Genomic DNA, 10,730 nt, shown 5'->3' with positions numbered 1-10,730 from the left:
GACGCATACGGCATCACCTGCTGCGCCCGGCGGCCGTATCCCGCGCCGCGGCGCCTGCACCGGGAGGGAGCGCGTGCGGAGCGGCCGTTCTACGGTTGACGGGTGCGCCTGCTGCTGACCTCCGACACCCACCTTCCGGTCCGGGCCAAGGTCCTGCCGGAGGAGCTCCTGGCCGGGATCGACCGCGCCGATGTGGTGATCCACGCCGGGGACTGGGTCGACTCCGCGACCCTCGAGCTGCTGGAGGCGCGGGCGCGCCGCCTCGTCGGTGTGTACGGCAACAACGACGGCGCGGACCTGCGGGCCCGGCTGCCGGAGGTCGCGCGCGTGGAGCTGGAGGGGCTGCGGCTCGGCGTCGTCCACGAGACCGGCCCGACGCGGGGTCGCGAGCAGCGCTGCGCCGAGCGGTTCCCCGATCTGGACGTCCTGGTCTTCGGGCACAGCCACATCCCGTGGGACACGACGGCCGAGGGCGGGCTGCGCCTGCTGAACCCCGGTTCGCCCACCGACCGCAGGCGCCAGCCGTTTTGCACCTACATGACCGCGGAGGTGGCGGCGGGCGCGCTGGGCGAGGTCCGGCTGCACCGCCTGCCGCCGCGGCGTGGCTGACGCCGGAGAAGCCTCTCCGCCGTCAGTTGCCACCCAGGAGCTGTGGGCATTCGTTCCGCGGGGCTGGGGGCACCTCCCAGCGGTAGCTGGGGGAGGGTGGGCACAGCGACCCGCACCCGGCAACGGCGTGCACCCCCGCCGCAGGAGCGCCGTTTCGTACGCGACCGCGGGCCGGTGGCCGGTGTGTGCCCACCCGTTCCGCCCCACGGAACGAATGCCCACAAACCGGCCGTCCGCGCCGCCGCGGCTGGGCGAATGACCGCTGCGTCACCGCAGCGCGTGAACCGCGGCGCGGAACAGCGGGGGTAGCGCGGAGGCCGCGGGCACGATCAGCCGGGCGGTGCCCGGCGTGCCGCTCAGCCGCAGCAGCGCCCCGGTCAGCATGCGGTGCCTGCGCGAGAGGCTGCGCCACTCCGTCTCGTAGTCGTCCGGCCGCCCCGCGGCCAGGCAGCGCACGGCGGCCCCGGCCGAGGCGAGCGCCAGGGCGATGCCCTCGCCGGTCAGCGCGTCGACGTAACCCGCCGCGTCGCCGACCAGCAGTACGCGCCCCGCCACCCGGCCGCGTACGCGCTGGAGCATCGGCCCGGCGCCTCGGACGGGCGTGGCCGGGCGCGCGCCGAGCAGGGGGGTGAGGCGCGGGAAGCGCTCGAGGTGGGTGGCGTAGCCGCAGCGCTCCCGGCTGAGCACGGCGACCCCGACCAGATCGTCGGCCACGGGCGTCACGTACGCCTCGCCGAGCGGCGACCAGTGCACTTCCACATGATCCGTCCAGGGCTCGACGCGGTAGTGGCGCCGCAAGCCGTAGCGGTGCGTCGCCCGGCGGGCCGGCAGGTCGAGGCCGAGCGCCCGGCGCACGGGGGAGTGCAGGCCGTCGGCCGCGATCAGCCAGCGCGCCCGCAGCCCGGCCGCGGTCACCCAGCCCTCGCCCTGCCGCACTTCGCCGACCCGGGCCGCCACCACGCCGACCCCCAGCTCGCGGGCGCGCCGCGCGAGAACCGCGTGCAGCACGGTCCGCCGTACGCCGAGGCCTGCCGCGCTCCGGAAGCGCGCCTCGGCGGACCTGCGGCCGTCCAGGTAGCGGATTCCGAGGAGTTCGCGGCCGGGCGCCGGGGCCCCGAGGGCGTGCAGCTGCTCGACGCCGCCCGGCATGATGCCCTCGCCACAGGCTTTGTCGACCGGTGCGGGGCGTGGCTCGATCACTACCGCCCGCAGGCCGGCGAGAGCGGCGTGCACGCCCGCGGCAAGACCTGCCGGGCCGCCGCCTGCCACCAGCAGATCGATCATGCCCGTACGCCCCTGGCGGCCGCGAGGGCGGCTTCCTCGCAGCGGATCCGGGCAGTGAGCAGGACGGTGTTGCACAGGGTGAAGGCGGCGGCGGTGATCCAGGCACCGTGCACGAGCGGCAGGGCGGTCCCCTCGGCCGCGACGGCGACGTAGTTGGGGTGGCGCAGCCACCGGTACGGCCCGCCGGTCACCTGGGGCAGACCGGGCACCACGATCACCCGCGTGTTCCACTGCCGGCCGAGCGTGGCGATGCACCACCAACGCAGCGCCTGCGCGGCCGCGACCACGGCGAGCATCGTCCAGCCCACGGCCGGTACGAAGGGCCGGTCCACCGCCCACACTTCGGCCAGGCAGCCGGCGAGCAGGCCGGTGTGCAGGAGCACCATGGCCGGGTAGTGCGCCTGCCCGGACTCGGAACCGCCGCGCGCCAGGCTCCAGCGGGCATTGCGGCGGGCGACCGCCAGTTCGGCCATCCGCTCGGCCGCGACGGCCAGCACCAGGACCGTGTACCAGATCACCACGTCCCCCTTGTCACCAGCGCAGCAGGACCAGTTCGGAGCAGAAGCCGGGGCCGAGAGCGAGCAGCAGGCCCGGTGTCCCGGACGGGGGCGGGCGCTCGGCGAGGGTGTCCCGCAGCACGTGCAGCACGGAGGCGGAGGAGAGGTTGCCGACCGTCTCCAGGGAACGCCAGGTGATGTCGAGTGCGCCGTCCGGCAGTTCGAGCGCCTCTGAGACCGCCTCGAGGACCTTCGGGCCACCCGGGTGGCACACCCAGGCGGTGATGTCCTGCCGTTTGAGGTCGTGGTCGCCGAGGAAGCCGTCGACATCGTCGGCGAGGTGTCGCCGGACGACGTCGGGGACGGTGGGGTCGAGCACGACGCGGAACCCGCTGGCGGTGATGTCCCACCCCATCACCCGTTCGGTGTCCGGATAGAGGCGGCTGCGCGTCGCCACGACGGTCGGGCCCGCGGGGCGCGGCAGCCGCCGGGCTCCGCAGCACACGGCGGCGGCCGCGCCGTCGCCGAAGAGCCCGCCGGCCACGAGGTTCGCGGGCGAGGGGTCGTCGCGCTGGAAGGTCAGCGAGCACAGCTCGACGGAGAGCAGTACGGCGACGTGGCCCGGCCAGCCGCGCAGATAGTCGTGGAGGCGGCCGAGGCCTGCCGCGCCCGCGACGCAGCCGAGCCCGAAGACCGGGAGCCGCTTGACGTCCTGCCGCAGGCCGAGCCGCCCGACCAGACGGGCGTCGACGGAGGGCGCGGCGATGCCCGTCACGGACGTGAAGACCAGCAGATCCACCTCGTGCGGCGCGATCCTTGCGGCGCGCAGGGCGCCCTCGACCGCTCCCGCGCCGAGCTCCACCGCGGCCTCGATGAAGGTGTCGTTGACCGCCCCGAAGCCGTCGAGGGCGGCGTACGCGTCCAGGGGCAGCACCGTATGGCGGGAGCGGACCCTCGCGGAGGCGTGGAGGCGGTCGAGCACCGCCCGGTCCGCGCCGCCGGGGAGGCACGTACCGGCCATCAGGTCGGTGATCTCCCGCTGTTCGTGGCGGTGCGGTGCCAGGACCCCGTGCACGGCGGCGATGCGGCTCATCCGGCTTCTCCGTTGGGGCGGCGTTTCACGACTTCAACGAAGTCCCCCGGGAATTCCCGGGCCATGCCGCCCGTCACCCGTCCGGAGTAAGGGTTCGCCCACCCGGACCGCGGGCCTCTTACGATCCGCGCGTGGCACCTGAAGACGTGGCACCTGAAGACGTGGCACCTGAAGGCGTGGCACCTCGCGACGTGGCAGCTGAGGACCTGGCAACTGACGCGCCGGCGCCTGAGCCTCCGTCACGGACCATCGCGTACTGGCCCGCTCTCCGCCGGGCCGTGGCCCTGACGGCGGCCTGCCACCCGGTCCCGAGCGCGGCTGTGACCCTGCTGGCCGCCGGGCTTGCGGTGAGCGCGGGCAGGGGCGGAACGGGCTGCGCTCTCGTGGCGGGGGCGGTGCTGGCGGGGCAGCTGTCGGTGGGCTGGTGCAACGACGCGGTCGACGCGGCCCGCGACACCGCCGCGGGCCGGACCGCCAAGCCGGTGGCCTCCGGCGCGGTGTCCCCGGGCACCGTACGGGCCGCGGCGCTGACCGCGGTCGCCCTCTGCGTACCGCTCTCACTCGCCTCCGGACTGCTCGCGGGGACCGTGCACCTGGCCGGGGTCGGTGCGGCCTGGGCCTACAACCTCGGCCTGAAGGCCAGCCCGTGGTCCTGGCTTCCGTACGCGCTGGGCTTCGGCAGCCTCCCCGCCTTTGTCGCCCTCGGCCTGCCCGGGCACCCCTGGCCCCCGTGGTGGCTCGCCCTCTCCGCGGCCCTGCTGGGAGTGGGAGCCCATCTGGCCAATGTGCTGCCGGACATCGGCGACGACCTGAGGAACGGAGTGCGTGGCTGGCCGCAGCGGCTGGGGCAGGCGAAGGTGCTGCTCCTGCTGCCGGTGCCGCTCGTGGCGGCCTCGGCCCTGCTGATCCTGGCGGGGCGGCCCAGCGCGGCCCGCCCCGCGGGCCCCATCGCCCTGCTGGTCGTCACGGTGGCCGCCGTGGGAGCGGCGCTGCTCGGGCGGTCCCGTCCCCGGGCGCCGTTCCTGGCGGCGATCGGCGTCGCCGTGCTCGACGTGATCCTGCTGCTGTGGCGCGGAGCGGGGATCGTCTGAGGCGCGGCCCTCGCGGCGGGCGTGCGGAAATCCGCTCGAAGGGAGTCGTCGGTGTACCTATCGTGGCCCGGTCAACGGCTTACGGGGGGCCGGTGTGCCCCGACGCGATAAGGGAGACAAGCAGTGGAGCACAACGGTTGGGCCGACGAGGGGTTCGGGGCCGTCGCGGACGAGTTCGCGAGGAACTTCGCCGAACGCGGTGAACTCGGCGCGGCCGTCGCCGCGTTCGTGGACGGACGCAAGGTCGTCGACCTGTGGGGCGGAACCGCCGACGAGCGGACCGGGCGACCGTGGGAGAAGGACACGGCCCTGCCGGTCTTCTCCTGCACCAAGGGCATCGTGAGCATCTGCGCCCACCTGCTGGCACAGCGGGGACGCCTGGATCTCGACGCCCCGGTGGCCGACTACTGGCCGGAGTTCGCGCGGCACGGCAAGGAGCGGATCACGACGCGCATGGTGCTCGCGCACACCGCTGGAATCCCCCTCGCCGAACGGAAGTTGACCTTCCAGGAGCTGACCGCCTGGACCCCGGTGATCCGTGCCCTCGAGGAGCAGAAACCACTCTGGGAGCCCGGCACCGCGTACGAGTACCACGCGCACGCCTTCGGTTTCATCGTCGGCGAGGTGATCCGGCGCATCACCGGCTTCACCCCCGGCGTCCACTTCCGTCTGGCCATGGCCGACGAACTGGGGCTGAGCACCTGGCTCGGCGTGCCCGAGGAGGAGGTTCCGCGGCTGGCGCGGATCACCGAGGCCGAGGGACGGGCCCCCTTGCCGGACGCCGGCTTGCTGTTCATGCGGGCCCTGACGATGAACGGTGTGCTGCCCTTCCCCGGCCTCGACGACCCGCACGGCTGGAACTCGCCCGCGGTGCTGACCGCCGAGTTCCCCGGGGCGGGCGCGGTCTCCTCGGCGCGCGGGCTGGCCACGCTGTACGCGGCGGCCGCGACCGGCGTCGACGGCTCGGCGCGGCTGCTCGCTCCGGACACCGTCACCGATGCGGTGACGCCGCTGTCGGGCGGCGCGTCCTGGTCGGGCTTCCCCGACCTGGGCAGCCGCTGGGGGAGCGGGTTCCTGGTCGACTCGCCCTTCGTCCGCCTGCTCGGCCCGCGCAGCTTCGCCAACCATGGCGCGGGTGGTCAACTCTGCTTCGGCGATGACGAGTTCGGCGTCGGCTTCAGCTATGCCGCCAACCGGATGGGCGGCCGGGGCGACGTACGGGCCGAGCGGCTGGTCGCGGCGGTACGGGAATGCGTCGGACGACGCTGAGGGCCCGTTCAACGGGCGCGATTGCGTCCCAGCGCGAGACGTTCGGCCGCTCTCGTCCCGAGGCTCAGGGGAAGGGGGAGGCTCTCCGCTCTCATCGACGCGACCAACTGCCGGTACAGATCGCCGATCATGAGGAGTTCACTTCCGTGGTCGAGGCCTTCGTTGAGCAGCCGGATGAGCCTGCCGGTGAAGGCGGTGTGCTTCTCGCCCGCGACAGCCATCGCGGCCTTGTCGCGCGGCGCCGACGTGAGGACGTACGACCCCTCGACCTCGATCTGGCCGAGGAGGGCGGCCTCGGCGTCGTCCGGCGACCCGCCCGCCGCGCTCCCGGAGAAACAGCAGTCGAGGATGATGAACTTGATCGATGCCGGACTGTCGAGCACGGCATCGCGCACGTCGTCGTAGGCGAGGGAGTTGAACGCGGGCGCCGCTTCCTCGCTCTCGGTGAGCGCCAGGTAGAGGTCGTGCCGCCTGCCGCCGACCAGGCCGTGCCCGGTGTAGTACACGAGCAGCAGATCCTCGGCGGCCTCGACCGTCGTCTGCAGGACCCGGCCGACCTGCCGTACGTCGCCCTCGTCCGAGAGCAGCGCGCAGTGTTCGCCGGGGATCACTCCGTACTTGGGGTCCGTCAGCGTCGCCGCCAGGTCGGACAGGGTGTCGGGGACCGCGGGGAGGTCGGGTAAGTGGGCGTTGGCGTACCGGCTCGTGCCGATCAGGAGGGCGCGGGACCGGCGGGGATCTGGAAGTCGCATGGCTGCTCCGGGTATTCGCCGTTCATGGGCGCGTGCAACAGGAAGGCCGGTGCCCGCCCTTCGCGGGCAGCGACGATAGCGCAGTGCAAGTACATGTGCACTTGCCGATGCAATTTCATCTGGGGTGTGCGTCCATTGCGCGGCCTGCCGCCCCGCCGTGGCAGGCTCATGGTGTGAGACGAGGCGACGAAGGACGGAGGGCACCGTGGCGGACGATCACAACACCCGAGCAGCCGACGCCCCGGACGCCGTCCTGGGGCTGGACATCGGCGGCACCAAACTCGCGGCCGGGGTCGTCGGCGCCGACGGGAGCGTGCGCTCCTTCCTCGTGACGCCCGCCCTCGTCCAGGAGGGCGTCCAGGCGGTGCTCACCCGGCTGTTCGATCTCGGCCGCAAGGCGATCGACGAATCGGGTACCGACCCGCGGCGGATCGCCGCCACCGGCATCGGCTGCGGGGGCCCCCTCGACCCCGAAGCGGGTGTCCTGCTCTGCCCGCCGCACCTCCCCGGCTGGGTCGACGTACCGGTGACCCGGCTCGCGGAGGAGCGGTACGGGCTCCCGGCCGTCCTCGACAACGACGCGACCGCCGCCGCGGCGGGCGAGCACCGCTTCGGCGCGGGTGCCGGCGCCCGGCACATGCTCTATCTGACGCTCTCCACCGGCGTCGGCGGCGGCATCGTCATCGACGGCCGTACGTACCGCGGGGCCGCGGGGAACGGCGGGGAGCTCGGCCATGTGACGGTCGACCGCAACGGGCGGCACTGCCGCGGCTGCGGCCGTACCGGCTGCCTGGAGGCCTACGCGTCCGGCACCTCGATCGCCGAACGGGCCCGCGAGGCCGTCGCCGAGGCCGAGGCCGCGGGCCGCCCGACCGCGCTCACCGGCTGTTCGCCGATCACCGCGGCCGACGTGTCGCGCGAGGCCGCCGCGGGCGATCCCGTCGCCACCCAGGTGTGGGTGGCCACCACGCAGGCGCTGGCCTGCGGCATCACCTCGCTGGTCAACCTCTTCGAACCCGAACTGGTCGTGCTCGGCGGCGGCGTGACGCGCGCGGGCGAGCAACTCCTCGCACCCGTACGCCGTATCGTGCGCGAGCAGGCCATGGGTCCTGCGGCCCGCGCGGTCCGGATCAGCGCCGCCCGCACCGGCGACCGGGTCGGTGTCGTGGGCGCCGCCGCCGTGGCCTTCGAGCGCATCGTCAACGGGGGCGCGGCCTGATGGTCGTCCTCGCGGGCGTGGACGTGGGGAGCACTCACTGCAAGGCCGTGCTGTGCACGCCGGACGGGACCGTTCTCGCGCACGCCCAGCGGCGCACTCCGGCCGGCGGCCACAGTCACCCCGTGGCGCCGCTGCAACGGGCCGCGCTGGACGCGCTCGCCGAGTGCACGGCGGTCGCCGGGCGGGCCCCCGACGCCATCGGGATCACCGGCATGGCCGAGACGGGTGCCGCGCTCGGCGGGGACGGCGAACCGCTGCTGCCGGCCTGGTCCTGGTCCGACCCGCGCCCCGCCGCACACGCAGAAAGGCTCCGCCGCGACCGGGGCGCCGCCGCACTGCACGCGGTCACCGGGATCCTGCCCAGCCCCAAGGTGCCGCTGGCCAAGTGGCTGTGGCTGCGCGACGAAAACCCGGGCGTGCTGCGCCGGATGCGCACCTGGGCGGGTGCGGCGGATCTGGTGGCCCAGGCCCTCACAGGGGCCGTGGGGACGGACGCCACCTTCGCGCAGCGCACCATGGCCTGGGACGTCCACGCCGGGACGTGGGACGAGGAACTGCTCGCACTCGCCGGGCTGGACGCCGGGCGTATGCCCGCCGTGCACGCCCCGGGCGAGCCCGTCGGCCGTACCGACCGCCGTACCGACGCTCGTATCGCGGGGGCCGGGGCGCCGGTGGTGGTCGCCGGGCACGACCATCTGGTCGGCGCGTGGGCCGCCGGGGTACGCGCCGCAGGCGAGGCAGCGGACTCGATGGGCACGGCGGAGGCCGTGATCACCGTCGGCGACGGGCCGCCCGACGTGCGGGCCGCCGGGCGCGAGGGCATGTCGTACGGGCGCCACGTGGACGGGCGGCACTGGTGCGTGGTCGCCGGGATGTCCAGCTCGGGGGCGCTGGTGGAGTGGTTCTGCGACCGGGTGCTCGGCCTGGGCGACGCCCCGGCCGCCGACCGGTACCGCCGCTTCGGCGAGATGGTCGGGCGGGCGGGGGAAGGGCCCACGGGCCTGACGGTCGAGCCGTATCTGTACGGCAGGTCGGCGCCGGAACCGGATCCGGGCAGGCGCCTCGCCGTTCACGGTCTCGAGGCGCGGCACGGACTGCCCGAGCTGGCGCGGGCGCTGCTGGAAGGCGCCGCGCATCAGGCGCGGTGGATGGCCGAGGTGCAGGGCGGGCTGACCGGGGGCCGGCCGCGTGCCGTCACGCTGCTCGGCGGCTCCGTACGCCAGGAGGCCTGGACTGCGATGAAGGCGGCGGTCTCGCCCTGGCGCACCCTGGTGTGCACCGTCCCCGACATCCCCTGTCTGGGGGCCGCGGCCTGGGCCGGTGCGGCGCTCGGCCTCGATCCGGCCGCACTGGTCTGCGAACGGCGCGAGCTGCGGCCGCCGCCCGGCACGGCGGAGGCGTACCGGGGCGCGTACCAGGAGGCGTTCCTCCCCGCCGTACGCGGCACCGGCGGGGCCGACGGAACAGGCGGAACAGGCGGGACGGGCGGGACAGGCGGGACAGGCGGATCCGGCGCGAAGCCCGGACCGTGACCGCCGTCCGCCGGTCCTGCTAACGTCGTAATTGCGCGAACCACGCAAGAAGCAGTGCCGATGCCGGGTGGTCCGGCGGAATTGGACTGTCAGGTGACCAATCGGGAGCGCTCGTCCACACGGAACAGACGGCAGCGCCTGGTCGAGCTGTTGGGCGCCGGCGATGTCAGCGTGCACGCCCTGGCAGCCGAGTTCGGGGTGTCGCTGTCGACGATCCGCCGCGATCTGGCCGTACTCGCCGACCGCGGCCGGATCACGCGTACGTACGGCGGCGCGGTCGACCACCGCGGCGTCGAGCGGTCCCGGCGTGACAAGGAAGGGGTGCGGCGGGCGGAGAAGAACGCCATCGCCGCGGACGCTGCCGCGATCGTCCGCAGCGGCGACGTGGTGCTGCTCGACGCCGGGACCACGGTCGCCCGCCTCGCGCACGAGCTCCGCGACCGCACCGACATCACCATCGTCACCAACGGGCTCTCCACCCTGCTCGAACTGGCCGACGCGGAGGTGGACGTCGTCGTGCTCGGCGGCAGACTGCGGCGCCCGAACGAGTCGCTGCTGGGCACCAGGACCGAGCAGGCGCTCCGCCGCATCACCCCGGACATCGCCTTCCTGGGGGTCGACGGCCTCGACCCGGCGCGCGGCATCAACTGCCCGGACCACGAGCAGGCCGCGCTGAAGGAGGCCATGGCCGAGTGCGCCCGCGCCACCTGGGTGCTGGCGGACCACTCCAAGCTGTCCGGGGCCGCGGGCTTCCCCTTCTGGGCCGCCATGCCGCCGGGCACGGGCCTGATCTCGGCGGGCGGCGACGACCGCCTGGCCGCGTTCGCCGACGCGCACTGGACGGTGCGCAGCGCGGGCACCGAGGACGGTGGTGCGGACGGCGCTGCGGACGGTGCCGCTCACATGTCTTGACGGCCGGTCAGCGGAATGCCCCCGCTGCGATGAGTGAAACCCGCAAGATGTATTGCGTGGTTCGATCACCAGCAAGGAGGCCCCGTGGCTCAGGTGCTCGTCATGGGCGACGACCTCACCGGGAGCAACGTGCCGCCCGCGCCGCGCTCTACGCGCACGACGAGCCCCGCCTCGCCGTCGCCGCCATCAACCCGCACGGCGGCGAGGGCGGCCACTTCGGCGACGAGGAGATCACCGCGCTGCGCCCGGCCGTCGAGAAGGCCGCAGCCGAAGGGCTGGGCGTCGTCGGGCCAATACCCGCCGACTCCGTCTGGTCGCCGTGGCGATGGGTCTGATCAACGCCCTGGGAAACCTGGGCGGGTTCGCCGGGCCCTACCTCGTCGGCTGGCTGACCGACTCGACGGGCTCGAGCCTGACCGGCTTCGCCGTGCTCGCCGCCTTCCTCGCCGGGGCCGTCCTGATCGTGGTCTTC

11 protein-coding genes are annotated in these 10,730 nt (G+C 74.3%); 7 read left to right on the top strand and 4 right to left on the bottom strand.

The window, feature by feature from the left end:
- Positions 1–102 precede the first annotated feature (102 nt).
- Positions 103–609: a metallophosphoesterase family protein gene (locus ACTWQC_RS02170; protein WP_443313745.1), complete on the top strand. Its 507-nt coding sequence runs from the start codon at positions 103–105 to the stop codon at positions 607–609.
- A gap of 267 nt (positions 610–876) precedes the next feature.
- Here the strand turns inward: ACTWQC_RS02170 and ACTWQC_RS02165 are convergent, their stop codons facing one another.
- Genes ACTWQC_RS02165 through ACTWQC_RS02155 form a run of 3 tightly spaced genes read right to left on the bottom strand, consistent with a single transcriptional unit; the run spans position 877 to position 3,483 of the window.
- Positions 877–1,893, bottom strand: coding sequence for an NAD(P)/FAD-dependent oxidoreductase (locus ACTWQC_RS02165; RefSeq protein ID WP_443313744.1), 1,017 nt, complete (start codon positions 1,891–1,893; stop codon positions 877–879).
- On the bottom strand, positions 1,890–2,411 hold the full coding sequence (locus ACTWQC_RS02160) for an isoprenylcysteine carboxyl methyltransferase family protein (RefSeq protein WP_443313743.1): 522 nt from the start codon (positions 2,409–2,411) through the stop codon (positions 1,890–1,892). The genes ACTWQC_RS02165 and ACTWQC_RS02160 overlap by 4 nt, the downstream gene beginning before the upstream one ends.
- 13 nt (positions 2,412–2,424) lie before the next feature.
- Entirely contained in the window at positions 2,425–3,483 is a 1,059-nt protein-coding gene (locus ACTWQC_RS02155; protein ID WP_443313742.1) for a type III polyketide synthase, read from the bottom strand.
- Between the two features lie 191 nt (positions 3,484–3,674).
- Here ACTWQC_RS02155 and ACTWQC_RS02150 point away from each other — a divergent pair, with 191 nt between their 5' ends.
- Positions 3,675–4,574 carry a UbiA family prenyltransferase gene (locus ACTWQC_RS02150; protein WP_443313741.1) on the top strand — a complete coding sequence of 300 codons (900 nt, stop codon included), beginning with the start codon at positions 3,675–3,677 and terminating at the stop codon, positions 4,572–4,574.
- A 123-nt stretch (positions 4,575–4,697) separates the two neighbouring features.
- Positions 4,698–5,843, top strand: coding sequence for a serine hydrolase domain-containing protein (locus ACTWQC_RS02145; protein ID WP_443313740.1), 1,146 nt, complete (start codon positions 4,698–4,700; stop codon positions 5,841–5,843).
- 8 nt (positions 5,844–5,851) lie between these two features.
- On the opposite strand, the gene ACTWQC_RS02140 is transcribed toward ACTWQC_RS02145, so the two are convergent.
- The gene (locus tag ACTWQC_RS02140; RefSeq protein WP_443313739.1) at positions 5,852–6,595 is read right to left on the bottom strand and encodes a caspase family protein; all 744 of its coding nucleotides are present in this window, start codon (positions 6,593–6,595) and stop codon (positions 5,852–5,854) included.
- 205 nt (positions 6,596–6,800) lie between these two features.
- On the opposite strand from ACTWQC_RS02140, the gene ACTWQC_RS02135 reads away from it, so the two are divergent.
- The 4 genes from ACTWQC_RS02135 (at position 6,801) to ACTWQC_RS02120 (ending at position 10,593) form a co-directional block, all read left to right on the top strand.
- Positions 6,801–7,814: an ROK family protein gene (locus ACTWQC_RS02135; protein ID WP_443313738.1), complete on the top strand. Its 1,014-nt coding sequence runs from the start codon at positions 6,801–6,803 to the stop codon at positions 7,812–7,814.
- Positions 7,814–9,346 carry an FGGY-family carbohydrate kinase gene (locus tag ACTWQC_RS02130; RefSeq protein WP_443313737.1) on the top strand — a complete coding sequence of 511 codons (1,533 nt, stop codon included), beginning with the start codon at positions 7,814–7,816 and terminating at the stop codon, positions 9,344–9,346. Before ACTWQC_RS02135 ends, ACTWQC_RS02130 begins: the two co-directional genes overlap by 1 nt.
- A gap of 93 nt (positions 9,347–9,439) precedes the next feature.
- Positions 9,440–10,258 carry a DeoR/GlpR family DNA-binding transcription regulator gene (locus tag ACTWQC_RS02125; protein WP_443313736.1) on the top strand — a complete coding sequence of 273 codons (819 nt, stop codon included), beginning with the start codon at positions 9,440–9,442 and terminating at the stop codon, positions 10,256–10,258.
- A gap of 56 nt (positions 10,259–10,314) precedes the next feature.
- Complete coding sequence (locus ACTWQC_RS02120; protein ID WP_443313735.1) at positions 10,315–10,593, top strand: 4-hydroxythreonine-4-phosphate dehydrogenase PdxA; 279 nt, start codon at positions 10,315–10,317, stop codon at positions 10,591–10,593.
- The last annotated feature ends 137 nt before the right edge of the window (positions 10,594–10,730 follow it).

Source organism: Streptomyces sp. 8N616 (assembly GCF_052246385.1).
Taxonomy (GTDB): Bacteria; Actinomycetota; Actinomycetes; order Streptomycetales; family Streptomycetaceae; genus Streptomyces.
Note: the sequence above shows the minus strand (reverse complement) of the source record. Positions and strands in the feature narration are given on the sequence as shown.